The sequence below is a fragment of the Roseateles sp. GW821-FHT09H10 genome (assembly GCF_059415865.1).
In genome coordinates this window covers 416943-437126 of the sequence record NZ_JBWKOB010000004.1, presented here as the reverse complement: position 1 = coordinate 437126, position 20184 = coordinate 416943, and the positions used below count along the sequence as shown (strand labels likewise).

General features: G+C 68.0%; 12 protein-coding genes. 1 reads left to right on the top strand and 11 read right to left on the bottom strand.

Going from position 1 to position 20184, the window contains the following annotated elements; translation table 11 throughout:
* The first annotated feature begins 9 nt into the window (after positions 1-9).
* Complete coding sequence (locus AC07OY_RS20520; RefSeq protein WP_495044469.1) at positions 10-492, top strand: DUF1579 domain-containing protein; 483 nt, start codon at positions 10-12, stop codon at positions 490-492.
* On the opposite strand, the gene AC07OY_RS20515 is transcribed toward AC07OY_RS20520, so the two are convergent.
* The 11 genes from AC07OY_RS20515 to AC07OY_RS20465 form a co-directional block, all read right to left on the bottom strand.
* Positions 489-2975 carry a response regulator gene (locus AC07OY_RS20515; protein ID WP_495044468.1) on the bottom strand — a complete coding sequence of 829 codons (2487 nt, stop codon included), beginning with the start codon at positions 2973-2975 and terminating at the stop codon, positions 489-491. The genes AC07OY_RS20520 and AC07OY_RS20515 overlap by 4 nt on opposite strands.
* 134 nt (positions 2976-3109) lie before the next feature.
* Positions 3110-4147, bottom strand: a complete 1038-nt coding sequence (locus AC07OY_RS20510; RefSeq protein WP_495044467.1) for a glycoside hydrolase family 5 protein — start codon at positions 4145-4147, stop codon at positions 3110-3112.
* A gap of 125 nt (positions 4148-4272) precedes the next feature.
* Entirely contained in the window at positions 4273-5835 is a 1563-nt protein-coding gene (locus AC07OY_RS20505) for a GH39 family glycosyl hydrolase (RefSeq protein WP_495044466.1), read from the bottom strand.
* Entirely contained in the window at positions 5832-7406 is a 1575-nt protein-coding gene (locus AC07OY_RS20500) for a family 43 glycosylhydrolase (protein WP_495044465.1), read from the bottom strand. Before AC07OY_RS20500 ends, AC07OY_RS20505 begins: the two co-directional genes overlap by 4 nt.
* The gene (locus AC07OY_RS20495; protein WP_495044464.1) at positions 7403-8845 is read right to left on the bottom strand and encodes an MFS transporter; all 1443 of its coding nucleotides are present in this window, start codon (positions 8843-8845) and stop codon (positions 7403-7405) included. The genes AC07OY_RS20500 and AC07OY_RS20495 overlap by 4 nt, the downstream gene beginning before the upstream one ends.
* Positions 8842-10311: a GH1 family beta-glucosidase gene (locus tag AC07OY_RS20490; protein WP_495044463.1), complete on the bottom strand. Its 1470-nt coding sequence runs from the start codon at positions 10309-10311 to the stop codon at positions 8842-8844. Before AC07OY_RS20490 ends, AC07OY_RS20495 begins: the two co-directional genes overlap by 4 nt.
* 232 nt (positions 10312-10543) lie before the next feature.
* Entirely contained in the window at positions 10544-11902 is a 1359-nt protein-coding gene (locus AC07OY_RS20485) for a GH1 family beta-glucosidase (RefSeq protein ID WP_495044462.1), read from the bottom strand.
* A gap of 22 nt (positions 11903-11924) precedes the next feature.
* Positions 11925-13184: a GDSL-type esterase/lipase family protein gene (locus AC07OY_RS20480; protein WP_495044461.1), complete on the bottom strand. Its 1260-nt coding sequence runs from the start codon at positions 13182-13184 to the stop codon at positions 11925-11927.
* Between the two features lie 5 nt (positions 13185-13189).
* Positions 13190-15451, bottom strand: coding sequence for a glycoside hydrolase family 95 protein (locus AC07OY_RS20475; protein WP_495044460.1), 2262 nt, complete (start codon positions 15449-15451; stop codon positions 13190-13192).
* 3 nt (positions 15452-15454) lie between these two features.
* Positions 15455-17089 (bottom strand): DUF5597 domain-containing protein, encoded by a 1635-nt coding sequence (locus tag AC07OY_RS20470; protein WP_495044459.1) that lies wholly within the window; start codon positions 17087-17089, stop codon positions 15455-15457.
* A 53-nt stretch (positions 17090-17142) separates the two neighbouring features.
* The gene (locus tag AC07OY_RS20465; protein WP_495044458.1) at positions 17143-20160 is read right to left on the bottom strand and encodes a TonB-dependent receptor; all 3018 of its coding nucleotides are present in this window, start codon (positions 20158-20160) and stop codon (positions 17143-17145) included.
* Positions 20161-20184 lie beyond the last annotated feature (24 nt).

The following is a 20184-nucleotide window of genomic DNA, read 5'->3' as shown; positions in this document are numbered from 1 at the left end:
AGGACCCCCATGAGCATGCCATCCACCCACCAGGACTTCGACTTCTTCATCGGCCACTGGAAGGTCCGCCACCGCCGCCTCAAGGAGAGGCTGCTGGGCTGCGAGGACTGGGAGCACTTCGACGGCAGCTGCCGCATGTGGCCGCTGCTGGACGGCCGCGGCAATATCGACGACAACGTGCTGGAACTGCCCGGCGGCAGCTACCGCGCCCTGACGATGCGCACCTTCGATCCGGCCACCGGGCAATGGGCCATCTGGTGGGTGGACGGCCGCCATCCGCACAGCCTGGAGCCGCCCGTCGTGGGCAGCTTTGCCGACGGCGTGGGCGAGTTCTACTGCGACGACGTGCTGCGTGGCCAGCCCATCCGCGTGCGCTATCGCTGGACCGGCACGACGACCGGCAGCCCACGCTGGGACCAGGCCTTCTCGGCCGACGGCGGCCAGACCTGGGAGGCCAACTGGGAGATGGACTTCGAGCGCCTGGCCGACTAGCCCTGCTGGGCTCGCACCGGCGGCGGCACCCAGGCCAGCAGCGTGCGCACCAGCTGGCGCGGATCGATGGGCTTGCCGACGTGGGCGTTCATGCCCGCCGCCAGGCAGTCCTGGACATCCTGCTCCATGGCGCCGGCCGTCATTGCGATAATGGGCAGGCGGGCATGCTGGGGCATGGCGCGGATCAGCCGCGTCGCGGTCTGGCCGTCCATCTCCGGCATCTGCATGTCCATCAGCACGGCGTCGAAGCTCTCCTGGCGCAGGCGCTCGACGGCCTCCTGGCCGTTCTCGGCCACCTCGACCTCCAGCTTCATCATGGCCAGGAAGGCCATGGCCACCTGCTGGTTGACGGGGTTGTCCTCGACCAGCAGCACGCGGGCGCCGTGCAGCGAGCGCAGCGTTTCGGCGAGATCGGCCAGGCTGTTGCCAGCCGGAGCGGCGGCGGCGGCGGGCGGCTCGCCGCGTTGCAGCTGCATCAGGGCGTCGAACAGGCGCGACGGCGTCACGGGCTTGACGAGGACCTGGGTTGCCGCCCGGTCCTGCAGCTCCTCGGCCACGCGCTCGCTGGCGTGCAGGCTGCCCAGCGCGATGACGGCGGGCGGCGGCGCGCCGCGTTCGATGGCGATGCGCCGGGCCGCGTCGACGAAGTCGGCACCGGCCGTCTTCCAGTCCAGCAGCAGCAGTTCGTAGGGGTGGGCCGGGTCGGCCTGGCGCAGCCGGTAGAGGGCCTCGTCGCCAAAGGAGGCCACGCCGACCTGGAAGCGCCAGCTCTGCAGCATCTGCTGCAGGATCAGCCTCTCGGTGGGCTGGGCATCGATGACCAGGGTGCGCATGCCGCGGATGCGGTGCAGGTCGATGCGCTCGGCACCCGGCCTGGCCTTGCCGAAGTCGCAGGTGAAGGCAAAGCAGCTGCCCTGGCCCGCTGTGCTTTCGACCTCGAAGCTGCCCTCCATCAGCTCCACCAGGCGCTTGCAGATGGCCAGGCCCAGGCCGGTGCCGCCGTAGCGGCGCGCAATCGAGGCGTCCGTCTGGCCGAAGACCTGGAAGAGCCGGCCGACCTGCTCGGGCGTCATGCCGATGCCGGTGTCGCGCACGCTGATGCGCAGCCGCATGCGGCCCTCCTGCTCGCCGATGAAGTCTGCCCGCACGACGATCTCGCCCTTGGGCGTGAACTTGATGGCGTTGCCGACAAGGTTGTTCAGCACCTGGGTGAGGCGCAGGCTGTCGCCCACCAGGCGGCCCGGCAGCTTGTCGTCGAACTCGAACAGCAGGTCCAGGCCGGCTTCCTCGAGGCGCACCGAGAACAGGTGGCCGACGTTCTCGATGAGCTCCTCGGGGCTGAACTCCTCGGCCTCCAGCGTGATCTTGCCGGCCTCGATCTTGGAGTAGTCGAGGATGTCGTTGAGCAGGGTCAGCAAGGCCTTGGAGGAGGTCTGCACCTTGCCGAGGTAGTCGCGCTGGCGCTCCTCCAGCCGGGTCTCCAGCACCAGGTTGGTCAGGCCGATGATGGCGTTCATCGGCGTGCGGATCTCATGGCTCATGCTGGCCAGGAAGAGGCTCTTGGCCGCGTTGGCGGCCTCGGCCTGGTCGCGCGCGACGGCCAGGGCCTCGCCCTGGCGGTGGCCGGCTTCGTAGCTGCGGAACAGCTGCGCGTAGAGAGTGCTGTTCTCGAACAGCAGCTCCAGCAGCACGACGGAGCAGGCCACCAGGCCATAGATGCGGCCGGCGTAGAAGCCCAGGTCGAAGCGGCCGGCATTCAGCATCGCCGACAGCGCGATGTCGAGCAGCCAGGCCAGGCAGACCACCATCAGCCACAGGTCCAGCACCGTGCGGGGCTTCTGCCGCCACAGGGCGGCGAGCGCCACGAGGCTGAGCGCCCAGACGGTGCCCACGGTGGCCTGGAAGGTCGGCGAGTAGCGGCCGCCCACCAGCAGGTCGGGCAGCCAGCCGTGGCCCAGCGTCGCGGCGGCGATGGCGGCTGCGGCGGCCACCGCCGTGGCGGCCGGCCACGCCCAAGCCGGCGGGCTGAGGCCGGGCCTGGACTTCAACGCCAGATAGCCGAGCACGAACAGCGGGAAGCCGCCATGCCACAGCATGTAGAGCCAGACCGTCGTCTGCGTGGTGGCGCCGAGCAGGCCGGTGGCGCTGAACAGGCCGGGGAAGGTCAGGGTGTGGGCCGTCGTCAGCGCGGCCGTGAACAGATAGCCGCAGCCCAGCACCATCAGGGCCTGGGAGCGCAGGATGCGGCACTGGCCGAACAGCAGCACGGCCGTGATGAGGTCGGTCAGCACCAGGGCCGACTGGTAGATGGGGATGAAGGCCGGCACCGGCGCCAGCTTGGTCTTGGCGAAGGGCAGCAGGGCCGCGAACACGGCCAGCGACACCAGCGCGACGATCAGCGCATGGCGGCGTTCGCGTGGACCGGCAGGCTGGTCCAGCAGAAAGGCGGGTCCACTGTGGGATGCCACCGTTTCGAAAGGCATACCGCCCGGGTCGGGCCGGTTGCTGGCTTGCACATCGGCTCCCTGCCGCGCCGGACTTCGTGGCGCTCGCTAACAGGATAGTCGAAGTGCATGGCCCTCCGCCCGCGCCGCGGTTTGCAGGCGTTACACGCGGGTCATTTCGTGGCGTTCACCAACGCGCTGACGATGTCCGGGTAGATCTGCGCACCGGTGCTGCGGTTGAACAGTCCCATGCTGTGGTTCTCGGCGGCGGCGCCAGCGTCCCAGTAGACGGGCACCAAGCCATGGGTCCAGGCCGAGCGCGCGACGTATTGGTCCCAGGCCAGTCGGTAGGCCTCGGCGCCGGCGTACTCCGTGCGGCGGATGGCGCCGAACTCGCCGAGGATGACGGGGATGCCCTTGTCGACAAACCTGGCCTTCATCTTCTGGAACTGGGCGTCCGTGTAGGCCTCGTTGGCCCAGGCCTCCGTGGCCTTGGCGTCGGTCGCCGCCGAGCCCCATTGCCAGATCGTGCTCTTGTCGTTGAGCGTGAAGTTGTAGGGGTCGTAGTAATGCACCTCCATCATCAGCCTGTCCCTGGCCGTGTCGGTGGGCATGACGGCGAAGTTGAGGGTGTGGTCGATGTTGGTGTTGAAGCCCTGCACGACGAGATGGCGCAGCGCGTTGTTGCCGCCGGTGGCGCGCACGGCCGTCACGAACTGCTGGTTGAAGCCGTTCTGCACCGTGACGTACTCGGCCTTGGGCGTGCCGTAGTCGCCCTCCACCATGACCTCGTTGGTGCCGGCGAACAGCAGCGTGTCGTCGTAGGCCTTGAAGCTGTTGGCGATCTGCGTCCAGAACTTCGTGATGCGCGTGTTGGCCGCGGCTTGGGCGGCGAAGGTGGGCTGCATCCAGCCGCCGTCCCAGTGGATGTTGATGATGGCGAACAGGCCGGCGTTCCTCGCGTAGTCGACCACCTGCGTGACGCGCGCCATCCAGGTCGCGCTGATGACGTCGCTGGCGTCGGCGTACTGCTTCCAGGAGACGGGGATGCGCACCGTCTTGAAGCCGGCGGCCTTGACCGCGTTCATGAAGGCCTGGGTCGTCGCCGGGTTGCCCCAGGCGGTCTCGCCGCCAATGGCCTCGAGTGAATTGCCGAGGTTCCAGCCGGCACCCATCAACTGGCTGAGCTGCAGGCTGGTCAGGTCGCGCATGCCTGAGGGTGCTGGGGCAGGGGCAGGGGCAGGGGCAGGGGCAGGGGCAGGCGAGGGAGCCGCCGTGGCACCTCCGCCGCCGCAGCCGGCCAGGGGCAACAGGGCGATGACTGCGTGGCGTCGCTTCATGCTGACACCTTCTGCAGGCTCAGCAGCACGACGTCGTGGCTGCGCAGCTTGATCGTGACGGAGGTCGTGCCGCCGGCGCCGATGCGCAACTCGCGCTGCACTTCGGGCTTGTCGGTCGTCAGCGCCTGCAGCTCGGCAAGCTGCCCGGCATCGAGGTTCTTGGGTGAGCCCATCTTCAGATACGCGGTGTGCGCGTCGTTGATCTCGAAACCGGTGCGGCGCTGCGTCAGCTGGTAGCGGCCGGGCGGCAGATGGCGCAACTCGACGGTCACGCTGCCGACGTCACGCGAAGGCTGCGGCTTGCCGAAGAAGCTGCGGTTGCTGAGCTTCTGCCCGGTGTTGCGCCAATCCCAGACCAGGGCCTGAACCTGCTTGCCGTCCGTGGCGGCCCAGCTGAAGCCATCCTTGCTGGGCACTTCCCGGCCCTGCAGAGCGGCGAGGTATTTGTAGGCAAACCAGGTTGGCTTGCGCACGCCCTCGCGCGTCATCAGGCCGAAGCCGCCGTGAAAGGGGGCATCCGGCGGACCGGGCTCCTCGAACAGGTCGCTGTAGACCCAGTAGCTCATGTGCTGGGCGAGGCCCTGGGTCTGCTTCAGTTTGGTCAGCACATAGGCCGCGCTCATGTAAGAGTCGTGCACCAGGTCGCGCGGGTTGTAGCTGGTGCTCCATTCGGTGAAGAAGAGCGGCAGGCCTGGCAGGTGGGAGGCTTCGATCTCCTTGCGCACGCGCCTCACGTCGCCGACGATGGCGTCGGGCGAGGGCGAGAGCTTCAGGTCTTCCTTGCCGAATTCATCGAGGAAGCCGTTGTCGACGCCATAGGTGTGGGTGGTGATGAAGTCCACCGGCGTGTTGGTCGCTTTCGCATGCGCCAGGAACTCCGGCACCCAGGCCGCGCCGGCCGTGGACGGGCCGCCGACGCGCAGCGCACCGTCTATCGCCTTGATGGCCTTGGCCGTGCGCGTGTAGAGGTCGAAGTAGGCCTTTTGATCAGCCTTCTCCCAGAAGCCATCGAGGTTGGGTTCGTTCCAGACCTCGAAGTACCAGCTGCGCACTTCCGTCGCGCCGTAGCGCTGCAGCAGGTGGCGGGTGAAAGCCTCGATCAGTGCGACCCAGCCGGTGGGCTCGGGGTGGGACGTGTTGCCGGCCCAGTAGAAGATCTTCAGGTCCGAGGTCTTCAGCGCCAGCGGCGTGAAGCCCAGCTCGATGAAGGGCTTGATGCGGCGGGCCAGCATCGCGTCGTAGAGCTTGTCGATGTTCGTGAAGTCGAACACCAGCTGGCCCGCGGCATCGCGCGTGACCGTCTTGAACACGTCGTGGAAGATGGCGTGAAAGCGCAGATAGCGGAATCCCAGCTCGTCCACGGCCGTCTTCAGCTGGGCCAGCGAGTCTTCGCGGAACAGCGTGCCGGGGTAGTCGGCGCCGACGCAGTGGTCGAAGAAACGGTCCAGTGGCTGCTTGGCCTGGGAGAGGTCCAGCACGATGCGGCGCTGGGCCGGCTTGGCTTGGGCGGCGAGCGGCAAGGCCGCGGCGGCGGCGAGAAGTTGGCGGCGGGAGCTCATGCGGTCAGGCCTCGGTAGATGAAGTTGCGGGCGCGGACTTCACCAGCGCCGGCGCTGAACAGCGCGATGCGCAGCGAGACAAAGCCGCCGAAGACGTTGTGATGCAGGCCCGAGACCTCCATCTGCCAGGGGTGCTGAACCCAGGTCTTGCCGTCATCGCGCGAGTAGCGGAAGGTGATGACGTTCTCGCGATTGACGAGATGGATGCGCACGCGGCGCGTGGCCATGGACTCGCGCATCCACGCATGCTCCTGGCCATAGCCATAGGTCAGCAGTTGCGTCGTGCTGAAGGCGATGCCGACATGGCCGCGCTCGTCGTAGAACAGGCCCAGGCCGCCATGGCCGTCGCCGCTGATTTCCAGATCGACGCTGCATTCATAGCTGCGGTCGCCGGCGATGCAGACCAGGGGCGAACAATCGGCCAGGGACTTGCCCTTGCCGCGTATGCTGAGGCTGTTGTCCTGCCAGCGCAGCCGCGCGAGTTCGTCGGGGCCCGGCGCGTGGAAGGTCCATTGCACGCCCATGCGGTTGCGCGAGAAGTCGTCGGACAGCGCGGCGCCTGATGGGCCGGCCTTGCCGCCGCGCGGCTTGGGCAGGGGGCGGTCCAGCGTGCCGCCCTTGGCGCGCGGCCAGCCGTCCTTCGTCCACTCGACCGGCTCCAGCAAGGCCTGGCGGCCCAGCGTACGCAAGCCGTTCTCGTAGCCGTGATAGACCATCCACCAGTCCCCCGCCGGTCCTTCGACGAGGCTGGCATGGCCGCGCGACCACCACGGCTCGCTGGCGCTCCTCGTGCGCACGATGGGGTTGTTCGGAGCGTTCTCCCACGGGCCATGCACGGACCGCGAGCGGGCGACGGTGACCATGTGGCTGGTCGGTGGCCCGGCGGTGCCGCCGACGGCGGAGACCAGATAGAACCACTCGCCGCGCTTCAGCAGCTTGGGGCCCTCGGGCGCGAACATCTCGACGACCCAATCCTTGGGGTATTGCCAGGGCGTCCAGGACTTGTCTTCCAGCGGGCCGTCGGTGGCGAGACCGTCGTCCTTCAGCCGCACGCGGCGGCCGCCGTTGACGAAGAGATAGCGCCTGCCGTCCTCGCCAACGACGTGGCCAGGGTCGATGCAGCCGGGGATCTTGAGGTCCACCGGCGCGCTCCACGGCCCGCGGATGTCGTCGGCGTGGATGACGTAGATGCCGGTGCCGGCGTCGTTCAGCGCCGGGATGTAGAGGTAGTAGCGGCCCTGGTGCTTGATCAGGTCCATGGCCCAGACCGTGCCGATGGGCTGGGTCAGCGCGGCCGTGACCGGCACCCAGTTCACCAGGTCCGTGGAGTGCCAGATGACGGCACCCGGGTAGGACTGGAAGGACGAGAACGTCATCCAGTAGTCGGCCCCGTCCTTCAGGATGGTGGGGTCGGCATGGTCGCCGGCGACGATGGGGTTCAGATAGGTGCCGTTGCCCAGGTCGGCCTTGCGCTGGCCTTCGATGCCGTTGCCAAAGCGTGGCGAGGCCACGGCGGGGACGCTGGCGCCCGCCAGCGCCAGTTGCAGGGCGTGGCGGCGCGACAGCGTCATACGGTGCCTCGCGTGGCTTCGAGCTGCTTGCGGATCGCCAGCATGCGAGCCTCGGTCAGCGGGAAGCGCAGGATGGCGATCAGGGCCAGCACCAGGCCGATGACCGGGATGCCGGACAGCAGGATGCGGATCCAGAAGATGGCCTGCGGGTCCTGCACCGTCTGCTTGGCGTCGAAGCCGGTGAACTGCAGGATCCAGCCCGAGGCGCCCACGCCCAGGGCGATGCCGACCTTGGAGATCCACGACTGGCAGGCCGAGAACGAGCCTTCGCGGCGCTGGCCGGTCACGGACTCGTCGTAGTCCACGACGTCGCCGATGGTGGCGGCGTACAGCGTCCAGAAGCCCGCGCCGGTGAAGGCGACAAAGCCGCAGGCGAAGAGCTGCAGCACCGGCAGCTCGGGGTCGTAGAGCCACCAGTCGCCGATGAAGGCGCAGATGGCCAGGGCCAGCACGCAGGCCAGGCCGGTGCGCTTGCCCCAGCGGCGCGCGATCCACGAGAAGAAGGGGATGCCCGCGAAGCCGAAGCCCATGCCGGCCAGGCCCATGGCGGTGTTCCATTGGGTCGCCAGCACGACGTCGCCCTTGCAGACGTAGTAGACGGTGGCGTAGTAGCCCAGGGCGCCGACCATGGCCGTGCCGATGCTGTAGGCCAGCGACATGGTCAGCACGGCGCGGAATGGCCCGCAGCGCAGCGTGCGCCAGAGCGTGTCGGCGAGCGGGATGCGGGCCTGTTTCTGCGACACCAGCTTCTCGTAGTAGCGCTCGCGCACCAGCAGGAAGATGGCGATGGAGACGGCCACCATGATGGCGCCGAGGATGCCGGTGTAGACCTGGGCGCCGCGCAGGATGTCGGGCTTGCCGTCGGCGTCGTGGAAGAAGGACAGGGTCGTGAACTGGGCGGCGAAGAACATCGCCAGCTCCGGGCCCTTCTGGATGGCATTGCGGATGGCCATGACGCTGGTGCGCTCGTGATAGTCCGGCGTCATCTCGGCCCCGAGGCTCACCCAGGGCATGTTGAAGCAGCTCATGACCGGTACATAGATCACCATGCTGATCAGCATGAAGACGAAGTACTGGGTGTCGGTCCAGCCCTTGCCGACGGCGAACATCAGCGGCAGGCCGATGCCGGCCAGCACGCCGCCGACGAGGATGAAGGGCCGGCGCCTGCCGTAGCGGCTGCGCGTGTTGTCGGACAGCCAGCCGAAGACGGCGTCGGAGCCGGCGTCGATGACGATCTTGATGGCCTGCACCGTGGAGATCAGGCCCGGCGCCACGCCGAGGAAGATGTTGAAGACCTGGAAGGCCAGCGAGGCATAGAGCCAGTGCCCCCACATGTCGAGGATGGAGCCGAGGCCGAAGCCGACCTTCTGCCGCATCGGCAGTCGCTCGGTGGCGGCGGGAGGCGCGGCCCGCGCCATGTGGAGGGTGCTGGCGTTCACAGGATTCGTCGTTCCTTGATGACGTGGGCGTAGTAGTAGGCAGACAGCTTGGGCGTGCGCTTGTGGGTCTGGAAGTCGCAGTGCACGATGCCGAAGCGGCGCTGGTAGCCGTCTTCCCACTCGTAGTTGTCGATGAAGGACCACAGGAAGTAGCCCTTCAGCGGCACACCGTCGGCAATCGCGCGGTGGGCCTCGCGCAGATAGCTGCGCACGTAGTCGCGGCGGTGCAGGTCGAAAACCTCGCCGTTCACGACCGGTTCGTCGTCGTAGCCGCAGCCGTTCTCGGTGATGTAGATGGCCTGGTGGCCGTAGACCTCGTGGCTGAAACGCGTGGCCCAGTAGATGGACTGCGGCACGAGGCGCAGCCAGGGGCTGTCGGCGCGCGGGTAGTTGACCGGGTGGGGCAGGGCCTCATAGGCCGCGCCGCCCTTGCCGGCGCGCACATAGGTGCCGCTGTAGATGTTCAGGCCGAGGAAATCTGTCGGCAGGCTGATGAGGCCGAAGTCACCAGGCTTGACGTCGGGCGCATCGGCCCCGGCGCGCTTGAGGAAGTTGGCCGTGTACTTGCCGGCCTGCATGGCGCCGAGGATCTGGGCATTGCGGTCGGTGAACCAGGCCTTGGCGGCGGCGATGTCGGCCGGCGTTTCCGTCGCCGGCACGGCCACCGCGCAGTTGTCGGTCAGGCCGACGACGGCGCCCTTGCCGCCGAACTTGCGCACCGCACGCACGCCGTGGCCGTGGCAGAGCAGCGCATGGTGGTAGGTCTGGTTGACGACCTTGTCGCTCTCCTTGCGGCCCGGTGCCTTGCTGCCGGTGCCGTAGCCCAGCAGCGTGAAGCAGAGGATCTCGTTCAAGGTGATCCAGTGCTTCACCTCGCCGGCGAAGGCCTTGACGACGGTGTCGGCGTACCGCGCAAAGGCATCGACGGTGACGCGCGAGGTCCAGCCGCCGCGGTCTTCGAGGGCCTGGGGCAGGTCCCAGTGGAAGAGGGTGACCCAGGGCGTGATGCCGTGCTTCTTCATGCTGGCCAACAGCCGGCGGTAGAAGTCCAGCCCGGCCTGGTTCAGCTCGCCGTCGCCCTTGGGATAGATGCGCGGCCAGGCGATGGACAGGCGGTAGGTCTTGATGCCGAGCGAGGCCATCAGCGCGAAGTCCTCATCGAAGCGGTGGTAGTGGTCGCAGGCCACGTCGGGCGTGTCGCCGTTGTGGACCTTGCCGGGGATGCGCGCGAAGCGGTCCCAGACGGACTCGCCCTTGCCGTCCTCGAAGGCGGCGCCCTCGATCTGCGCGGACGCCGCCGCGACGCCGAAGACGAAGTCGGCGGGGAAGCGGCTTGAGTAAGTCAGCGCTGTCATCGCCGGCGCGGCAGCGCGCTGCTGAGGTGCGGCCAGTGCGGCGGGCGCGAGTACCGGCAGCGTGGCGGTGGCAAGCAGTTGGCGGCGGCGCAGGGGGCGGGTCGGAGTCATCGGAGGGTCCTCGGTAGGCCGCAGGACGGGCGACAGGCCCACGGCGGCGCGAGGAATATAGGCGTCTCGGTCCAGTTCCGCCTTCCAGCCTTTGCGGGCCGAGCGCCGGGCCGCTCCCTGGCCGGCCCGCGTATGGCGATGTGCTTGCGGCTCAACGCCGCACGCATCGCCGTCCCCTCGGGGGACCGGCTAGGCTCGCGCGCGTTCAGCGCGGCGGGACTGGACGAGGGGCTCACAGGATGCGGCGTTCGCGGATGACGTCGGCGTAGTAGTGCGCCGAGAGCTTGGGCGTGCGCACCTGCGTCTCGTAGTCGCAATGCACGATGCCGAAGCGGCGCTGGTAGCCGTCCTCCCACTCGTAGTTGTCGATGAAGCTCCACAGGAAGTAGCCGTGCAGGGGCACGCCGTCGCCGATGGCGCGGTGGGCTTCGCGCAGGTGGTTGCGCAGGAAGTCGCGGCGATGCAGGTCCAGCACCTCGCCGTTGACCACGGGCTCGTCGTTGTAGCCACAGCCGTTCTCGGTGATGTAGAGGGACTGATGGCCATAGCACTCGTGGGCGAAACGCGTGGCCCAGTAGATGGACTGGGGCACGAGGCGCAGCCAGGGGCTGTCGGCGCGCGGATAGTTGACCGGGTTGGCCAGGGCCTCGAAAGCCGCGCCGTGCTTGCCGGCGCGCACATAGGTGCCGGTGTAGATGTTGAGCCCGAGGTGGTCGGTCGGCAGGCTGATGAGGTCGAAGTCGCCGGGCTGGACCTTCGGCGCGTCGGGGCCGACGCGTTCGAGGTAGTCGGCCGGGTAACGGCCGGCATGCATGGCACCCAGCACATGGGCGTTCTTCTCCAGGAACCAGGCCTTGGCGGCGGCGATGTCGGCCGGCGTTTCGGTGACGGGGATGCAGACGTCGAGGTTGTCCGTCAGGCCGACCTGCGCGCCAGCACCGCCGAACTCACGCACGGCGCGCACGCCGTGGCCGTGGCAAAGCAGGGCGTGGTGGAAGGTCTGGTTGACGACGGCCAAGGGCTCGGTGCGGCCCGGCGCCTTGGTGCCCCAGCGATAGGCCAGTTCGGTGAAGCAGCGGATCTCGTTCATCGTGATCCAGTGCTTGACGGCGCCGCCGAAGGCCTTGACGACGGTGTCGGCATAACGGGCGAAGGCGTCCACCGTCACGCGTGCGGTCCAGCCGCCGCGGTCTTCCAGCGATTGCGGCAGGTCCCAGTGGAAGAGGGTCACCCAGGGCGTGATGCCGTGCCTGGCCATGCTGGCGAAAAGGCGGTGATAGAAGTCCAGCCCGGCCTGGTTGAGCTCGCCATCGCCGTTGGGGTAGATGCGCGGCCAGGCCAGCGACAGGCGGTAGGCCTTGAGACCCAGCGAGGCCATCAGCGCGAAGTCCTCGTCGAAGCGGTTGTAGTGGTCGCAGGCGACGTCCAGCGTGTCGCCGTCGTGCACCTTGCCGGGCACGCGGCTGAAGCGGTCCCAGATGGATTCGCCCTTGCCGTCGGTGAAGGCAGCGCCCTCGATCTGCGGGGCGGCGGCAGCGACGCCGAAGAGGAAATCGGCGGGGAAGGGGCTGGAGTAGGTCAGGGAGGTCATTGGGGGGCAGGAACTGGCGCCGTCAGGGCGCCATGAGGGAGGTCAGGGGAGCGTCCAGGCTGCGGGCCCAGATCTCGTAGCCGGCCGGGCTGAGGTGCAGCCAGTCGGGCAGGATGTCCTTGGACAGCGTGCCGTCCGGGTTGGTCAGCGCGCGGCCGATGTCGAGGAAGACGACCTGCCCGCCATCGGCGAGGGCCGGCAGCAAGGCGTTGATCCTGGCGTTGTGCCGGCGCATGAGGTCGTCGGGCTTCTCGCCGCGCGGGAACAGGGCCAGCAGCAGCACCTTGGCCTGGGGCTGGCGGCTGCGGATCTCGTCGAGGTTCTTCCTGATGCCCGCGACAGTCAGCGCCGGGTCTTCCAGCCGCTCGCCGGTGTTGTTGGTGCCGATCATCATGACGATGGCCTTCGGGCTCATGCCGTCCAGCTCGCCCTGCTGCAGCCGCCACAGCAGGTTCTCGGTGCGGTCGCCGCCAAAGCCCAGGGCGACGGCGTTGTGTTTCGCGAAATGCGCCGCCCAGGCCGCCTTGCCTTCGTTCTCCCAGCCTTGCGTGATGGAGTCGCCGAGGAAGACGAGGTCAACGCGTCGGCCGGCCTCGCGGTGGGCCTTGATCTCGGCGAGCTTCTGTTCATGGCGCGGCAGCCACCAGTCCACGGCCCAGGACTCCTGAAGGCGTTGGGGCGTGACGGACTGTTTGCGGTAGTCGGGGCAGGCCGTCGTCGCCTTGCCTTGCCTGTTGATGCGCAGCTTGCTGATCTGCACCTCGCCGCTGCCCGTGCCTTCCAGCGTGAAGGGCCCATCGACGGCGCTGAAGTCGTCGCCCTCGCGCCAGAAGCACTTCAGCGCGAAGGACAGATGCTGCCTGCCCTTGCCGATCAGCGCGCGGCCGGCGAAGAGATAGGGGATCTTGCGCTCGCAGTCCTTGCCACAGCCGAGCTTGAACTTGATGCCGCCATTCGCCAGGTCGATGACGTTCAGGTCGAACTCGACGGTGCCCTGGGCCAGATAGGGATTCAGGTCCAGCGGCTTGCCGCCCTGCCAGCGCAGCTGGGCGATCCAGCTGTTGGAGAACTGCAGCGTGAGCGCGCCGTCGTCATTGCGGCGGGCTGCGACATGGCTGTTGGGCACGCGCGGGTTGGCGGGCTTGGGCACGGTGACGCGGTCGCCGGCGAGCGTGGCCTCGCCTTCGAAATCGGTGACGGCGATCTGCCAGCCCTTGAGGTCGATGGCTGACGCACCGAACGGCAGCAGGGCGAACAGGGCCAGGGAGAGGAGCTTCTTCATGCAGTTCATTTCACGGTGCGTGACTGGCCGGGCTTGAGCTTCAGTTCGACGATGCGGTCGCCGATGCGAACACGCCCACCGCCCGAGCCGGCCACGGAGTGCACGGTGGCGCTCGTCACGCGACTGTTGGCCCAGGCGATGTCAACCACAAAGCCGCCGCGCGCACGCAGGCCCTTGACCGAGCCATCAGCCCATGCGGCGGGCAGGGCGGGCAGCAGGGCCATGACGCCGTCCTGCGACTGCAGCAGCATCTCGGCGATGGCCGCGGTGGCGCCGAAATTGCCGTCGATCTGAAAGGGCGGGTGGGTGTCGAAGAGATTGGGATAGGTGCCGCCCTGATGCACTTCGGCGCCCTGCAGCGCGACGCGTGCGCCAGGCGTGGCGAGCAGGCCGCGCAGCAGGCGGTGGGCATGGTCGCCATCGCGCAGCCGCGCCCAATAGGCCATCTTCCAGGCCATGGACCAGCCGGTGCTGACGTCGCCACGCGCCTCCAGTGTCTTGCGTGCGGCGGCGGAAAGCTCGGGCGTGCGCGCCGGCGAGATCTGGCGGCCGGGAAAGAGGGCGAACAGATGCGAGACATGGCGGTGGGTGTCGCGCGGCGTGTCCAGCAGCGGGTCCTTCAACTCGTCCTGCCATTCGAGCAACTGGCCCCAACTGCCGATGCGCGGGCCGGCTAGGCGATCGCGGATGCTGGCGGCCTTGGCTTGCGCGGCCTTGTCGCCGAGCACAGCCGCGGCCTGCGCCAGGTTGTCGAAGTGATCCCAGAGGATCTGCTGGTCGTAGGCCACGCCGTCCTGGATGGGGCCATGCTCGGGCGACCAGCCGTTGGGGGCGACGAGCCTGCCGTCGGGCGTCCGCCTGAGTCTGTCCTCCCAGAACTCGCCGACCTCCTTCAGCACGGGCCAGGCGGTGTTGCGCAGGAAGGCCCTGTCCTGGGTGAAGGCGTAGTGCTCCCAGAAGTGGCGGGCATACCAGGCGTTGCCCGTCATGTTCCAGAGATAGCCCTGGGCGCCGAAGGGATTGGTCTCGGTGCGCAGCGCCCAGCCGCGGGTGGGTCTGCCGTCCTGGGTCAAGAAGGTCTCAAGGGGGGGCTGGACCGAGTGGTCCCAGGGCGGCGTTTCAGGCGGAAGCGATGTCGCATCCTTGAGCGCCTGGGCGGCCCGCTCGGCGACAGGCTTGCGCCACTCGGGAATCAGGTGCTGCACGAAGCGATGCAGCGGCCGCGCGGCTTCGGCGAGGTGGGTCACCTCGGCCGGCCAGTAGTTCATCTGCAGATTGATGTTGGAGTGGTAGTCGCTGTTCCAGGGCGGCTGCAGATGGTCGTTCCACAGGCCCTGCAGATTGGCGGGCAGGGAATCGCGCGAGCTGGAGACGAGGAGATAGCGGCCGAACTGGAAGTACAAGGCCTCCAGCTCGGGGTCGCCGCCGTCTCTTGTGTAGGCGGCCAGACGGGCATCCGTCATCAGCGCGCGGCGGTCGGGCGCGCTGGCGCCGAGGTCCAGACTGACGCGACCCAGCAGCCGGGAGACGTCGCGCTCGTGATCGGCAAGCAGCTGCGGCCAAGGCTTGGCGGCAGCGACTTGCGCCTGCACGCGCGGCAGCGGCGGCTGGCCGTCGGCAAAGCTGGTGCCGGCGCCAAGCAGGAGGGTCAAGGCATTGCAGCCGCGAAAGACAAGCGTGTTGCCGTCGATGGCGACGTTGCCGCCTTCGTTGATCACGCGCAACTGGCTGGCGTAAGCGAGGCCGTTGGGAAGCGAGCCCACGGCGGTCAGCGCCTGGTGGGCCGCCGACAGCGCCGCGCCATGCCGGTCGGTCAACGCGATGCGGCCGTTGTAGCGGCCGGGTCGGTCGGCCGTCAGCCGCCAGGCGATGAGCTGGGCGGAATGGCTGGCGATGGCCTGGCGTGTGAAGCGCACGCCGGCCTGGGTGTAGCTCAGGCGATTCACTGCACGAGAGATGTCCAGCTCACGCCGGTAGCCGCTCACTGGCGCGTCATCCAGCGCCAGCACCACGTCGCCAAAGGGCTGATAGGCGCCCATGGTCTTGGCATCGCCTGTCCACAGCGTGATGTCGTTGAACTGCAGCCGGTCGCGTGTGACCTGGCCAAACAGCATGGCACCCAAGCGGCCATTGCCGATGGGCAAGGCCTGCTGCTCCCAACCCTGGGCCGTATCCGGCGCGGGCTGGGCATAGCGCAGCACCAGCTCGGCCGCGTGCAGCGGCGAAGCCAGGCTCAGCGTCAACGAAAGCAGCAGGCGACGCAGCATGGCTCAGCGCGGGCGGCCCATCTTGACCTTGAGCATGACGGGCTCGGCGGGCAGGTTCAGGCCGTAGTCGACCTGGTCGCCGTTCCACACGCGCTCCATGACCCAGCGGCCCTGGGCGTCGAAGCGGCCTTGCTCGGCGCGCAGCAGCATGCCCTTGGTGCCCTCGGCCGCCTCCATGCGCACGCGCACGCGCTGGCCAATGAGCAGGAACTCGTCGGGGGCGATCTGGGCCATGGCGACGCCACCGTTGGGGTTCTCGGTGCCCGGCGTCGGCTTGGCGAACTCGCCACCCCAGGCCGCCTCGCCGAAGCGGCCCAGGCGATAGGTCAGCCTGGCCGTCCAGCCGGGGAAATCGAGCTGCTGGGGCTTGCGGTCGTCGCCTTCGCCGATGCCCTGGGTCTTGCCGTCGAAGGCCCACTGGGCCCACTGGCGCTGGATGGGCGCGAACATGCGGTAGACCGGCTCGAAGGGCTCGACCAGCGTCTTGTCCGTGGCCGTCGTGCCCAGCGGATGGTTGGTGTAGTTGAAGTAGTCGACACCGAAGGGCGACACGCCGATGGCGCCGCGGCCCAGCATCGCGTACAGGAAGCGGCCATAGGCCGGCTTGGTGCCGATCTCCGGAATCCACAGCGCGTTGTCGGCGCGGCCGAACAGGCCCAGGTTGGCATTCACCTGGGCGGACTCAGGCGAATAGATGTCGGGAGCGACGATGTCGATGGCCGGCGCGGCGGCCTTGTAGATGTCGATGACGTCATGCGTCGGGCCGCCGCTGGCAAAGTCCTTGTTCCAGGGCTTGGGCGGCTGGTCCAGCGGGTTGCGCAGCGCGTTGTTGACATACATGGGCAGGTCGTAGACGGCACGGCCGGCGGCGGCGATGTCGCCGATGTAGCGCGCGATGGCCCAGGCGTGGAAATACTCGTCGGCGTAGTCGCCATAGACCTCGCGCCAGTTGCCCGATGCGGCGGCCTTGGGCTTCTGGCGCGCCAGCACGGCAGCCGGCACGGGCTGCTGGAAGGCGGCTTGCGCCGCGGGTGCGAAGTCGCGCACCAGGCCATAGGTGCCGACCTCGTTCTCGACCTGCACCATCAGCACGGTGCGGTCGGTCGAGTCGATCTTCTTCAGATGCCCCATCAGCGCGACGAAGGCTCGTCTGTCGGCCTTCAGCGTCTCGGTACCGAAGGGGCTGAGGCAGTAGCTGGGCTTGCCGTCCTGGTCCCGCATGGCGGGGAAACGCTCGGGGTTGAGCTTGACCCACTCGGGCGTGTACTGGGCGCTGGTGTTTTTCCAGGTGGCGAACCATAGGATGACCAGGCGCTTCTTCTGCTGGCGAGCCTGCTTGACGAGGGTGTCGACAAAGCTGAAGTCGAACTTGCCCTCCGCCGGCTCCACCTGCTCCCAGGCCACCGGCATCAGCACCGTGTTGGCCTTCAGGTCATGGGCCGCGTCCCACACCGGTTTCAGGGCGCCGGGGTAGTTGCTGGAGTTGTGCGCCTGAGCGCCAAGGATGAGGAAGGGCTTGCCATCGACGAGCAGTGCATGGCGGCCGTCCTGGGTCACAAGGCGGGGCAGCTCGGCCGCATGGGCCGCGCCGAGCAGTCCCGCCAGCGCCGCCGCGAGGAGGAGGTGTTTCGTCTTCATCGGAGTTCCGAAAGAAGCCCGATGGCCGCGGGGCCACCGGGCGTTGCCAACGCTCAGAAAGAGTAGCTGGCCTGCACCGTGTAGCGGCGGCCGGTGTAGTTGACGGCGCGGGTCATCATGCCGATGTTCTGCTGCATCAGCTGGCGCGCCAGCGAGTTGTTCAGGTTCTGCCCTTCCAGGCTGAGGCTGAACTTGTCGTTGAAGCGGTAGGTGATGCCGGCGTCAACCTGCCCGTAGTCGTCGCTCCAGGTGGGCAGCGCATAGGCCACCGACGTGGAATCGGCCAGGCGGCCGTCGCCGTTGCGGGTGCCGTTGACGTTGACGCCCTGCAGGTACTTGGAGCGCCAGCTGTAGGCCACGCGCGCCGAGACCGGGCCCCAGTCATACAGCAGCGCCAGGTTGTAGGCGTTCTTGGACAGGTTGGTCAGCGGCAGGTTGCCGAAGGTGCGGCCATCGGTGTCGCAGCCGTTGATGTTGAGGTTGAGGTTCTCGGCGCCCGTGCTGGTGCCGGCGCAGAAGGGCGAGGTGACCGGGTTGTAGGGCTTGGTCTTGCTGTCGACGTAGGTGTAGTTGGCCTGCACGCCGATGCCCGCCAGCCAGCCGGGCAGCATGTCGAGGTAGCGCTGGAAGGCGATCTCGAAGCCGCGGGCGTGGCCCTTGGCGCCGTTCACCGGCGAGGTGACGGTGAAGTTGAGCGGGTTGTTGGCGGCGTCGCGCAGCTGCACCGTCGCCGACTGCTTGACGATGATGTCGGTCAGCTGCTTGTTGAACACCGCCAGCGTCAGCGAGCCGTTCTTGGAGAAATACCACTCGGCCGTCAGGTCCATCTGCGTGGACTTGATGGGCTTGAGCAGCGGATTGCCATTGGCCGTGCCCGACAGATTGACGGCGTCGATGACCAGCACGGTGTCGTTGTTCTCCGTGTGCTTGGTCGTCGTCAGGTCCATCGTCGTGTAGGCCTGCATGTCCGAGAAGTCCGGACGCGAGACGCCCTTGGCGAGCGCCGCGCGGAACTGCAGCGTATCGCTGGCCTTGAAGCGCAGGTTCATGCTGGGCAGCACGTTGAGATAGCTCTGCTCGGCGCTGATCGGCGTCGCGAAGTTGGCGATGTTGGGCACCGCCACGCCGCGCACGGTCTGGTTCGGGTTGGGCTTGTCGGCCTTGTTGTTGAAGACGGTGTAGCCGCTGGCCTTCATGTCGGTGCGCACGGCGCGCAGACCCAGGTTGCCGTCGATGGGCGCGCCGGACTCCGTGAAGTCGAAGCGCAGCTGGGCATAGGCCGCCTGCGAGCGCTCGTGCTGCTCGTTGTCGCCGGACGGGTCGGTGCCGAAGCTGGCCGGCGCCCAGGCCGCGCAGCCGCTGCCCCAGCCGTTGGCGGCCGTGAACTCCTGGCAGCGGATGTCGTGGTACTTGTGCAGCGTGACGTAGCTGTTCGGATAGTCCTTGGCCAGCGAGACGTCGGGCACATAGACCGCCGGCACGCTCTGGCCGCCGAAGAAGTTCTTGAAGGGGTGCAGGCGGGTGGGTGCGTTGAAGCGCGGGTCGCTCAGGTAGGCGACGTCGCTGATGTCCCAGCCGCGTTGCCAGGTCTGGGTGATGGCCGACCAGTTGTAGTCCGGCACCGTCTTGGTGGTGCGCGCGTCGCGGTCGGTCAGGCGCACGCCGAAGGACAGGTCCTGCAGCACCGCGTGGTCGAAGTTGAACTTGCCATCCGCGCGCCAGGCCTTCTGCTCGGCCTTGCTGCGGTCCAGGTGTTCCATCGTGAACGCCCAGTAGTAGTTGGCCTTGTTCTGCAGGGCCGCCAGGTCGCTCGCATCGAAGACGACGCGGGGCGTGGAGCCCGTCAGGTCGAGGTTCTCCTTGGGCATCAGCAGGCCGGTGGCGACGGTGGAGTCGAAGCCGCGGGTGTCGGACTTCACCAGCTGCAGGTCGGTGCTGAAGCTCCAGCGGTCGCTCGCCTTCCAGGCCAGGTTCCAGGCCAGGTCGCGGGTCTTGGAGTTGCGCGTCATGTAGCGCGTGTCGGCGCCGAAGTTGACGCCGCCGTCGGCCGGCGCGGTCAGCGTGCCGCTGACGAAGACGTTGTTGCTGTTGTACTTGGCGTCGTTGCCGATGACGAGGTTCCAGGGATTGGTCTGCGCGAACAGCGCGTTCTCGTCCCACTGCATCTTGTACTTGGACTGGAAGTAGGTGAGCGTGCTGCTGACGCTGTCCTTCTTCCACTGTGCGGCCGCATAGGTGCCGTCGCGGTTGCGCTCGAAGTTGGAGTCGCGCCACTGCGCACCCTTGGGCGCCCAGTGCGTGCCGTCGATCTTGTAATAGGGCTCGACCTGCCAGAGGTCGGTGCGCGTCGTGCTCTTGCTGCGGGCCAAGCTCAGCAGCAGGCCGATCTCGCCCAGGTCGGTGCTCCAGCGGTTGGACAGCAGGCCCGAAGTCGACGGGCTGAAGCGGCCCTGGAGCTGGTTGTAGTTGCCGCTGGCCGTGATGTGGCCCTTGAAGCCGGCGTAGTCGAAGGGCATGGCCGTGCGCAGGTTGACCAGGCCGCCGATGGAGCCCTCGATCTGCGCCGCCGTCGGGTTCTTGTAGACGTCCACCGCGGCCATCAGCTCGGGCGGCACGTCCTCGAAGTTCAGTGCGCGGCCGCCGTTGGCGGAGAAGGTGTCGCGGCCGTTGACCTCGGAGCGCACATAGGACAGGCCGCGGATGTTGACGCTGCTGCCTTCCACCGAGTAGTGCTCGGGGTCGCCCTTGGCCATGGTGCGGTCGATGGTCACGCCGACGACGCGCTGCAGCACTTCGGTGACGGAGCGGTCGGGCAGCTTGCCGATGTCGTCGGCGACGATGGAGTCGACGATCTCGTCGGAGTTCTGCTTGATCTTCTGCGCCGTCTCCAGCGCCGCGCGGCGGCCGGAGACGGTGACGGTCTCGATCTTCTGCGGCTGCTGGGTCTTGGCCTCGGGCGCGGAGGCGGCGGCAGCAGGGGCGGGGGGCGTCTGCGCCAAGGCCATGCCGCTGCAGAGCAGGGCGGCCTGGGCGGCGGCCAGGGATACGGCGGTGCGTTGTAGTGTCTTCACGGGTGTCTCCTCGTTGTGATCTGT

Excerpts from the sequence above, each read along its gene's own strand:
- AC07OY_RS20480 (WP_495044461.1), bottom strand. The coding sequence starts at position 13,184 with ATGAAGAAGCTCCTCTCCCTGGCCCTGTTCGCCCTGCTGCCGTTCGGT.
- AC07OY_RS20485 (WP_495044462.1), bottom strand. The coding sequence starts at position 11,902 with ATGACCTCCCTGACCTACTCCAGCCCCTTCCCCGCCGATTTCCTCTTC.
- AC07OY_RS20510 (WP_495044467.1), bottom strand. The coding sequence starts at position 4,147 with ATGCGCGACCTGACCAGCCTGCAGCTCAGCCAGTTGATGGGTGCCGGC.
- AC07OY_RS20470 (WP_495044459.1), bottom strand. The coding sequence starts at position 17,089 with ATGAAGACGAAACACCTCCTCCTCGCGGCGGCGCTGGCGGGACTGCTC.
- AC07OY_RS20505 (WP_495044466.1), bottom strand. The coding sequence starts at position 5,835 with ATGAGCTCCCGCCGCCAACTTCTCGCCGCCGCCGCGGCCTTGCCGCTC.
- AC07OY_RS20475 (WP_495044460.1), bottom strand. The coding sequence starts at position 15,451 with ATGCTGCGTCGCCTGCTGCTTTCGTTGACGCTGAGCCTGGCTTCGCCG.
- AC07OY_RS20520 (WP_495044469.1), top strand. The coding sequence starts at position 10 with ATGAGCATGCCATCCACCCACCAGGACTTCGACTTCTTCATCGGCCAC.
- AC07OY_RS20500 (WP_495044465.1), bottom strand. The coding sequence starts at position 7,406 with ATGACGCTGTCGCGCCGCCACGCCCTGCAACTGGCGCTGGCGGGCGCC.
- AC07OY_RS20490 (WP_495044463.1), bottom strand. The coding sequence starts at position 10,311 with ATGACTCCGACCCGCCCCCTGCGCCGCCGCCAACTGCTTGCCACCGCC.
- AC07OY_RS20515 (WP_495044468.1), bottom strand. The coding sequence starts at position 2,975 with ATGCCTTTCGAAACGGTGGCATCCCACAGTGGACCCGCCTTTCTGCTG.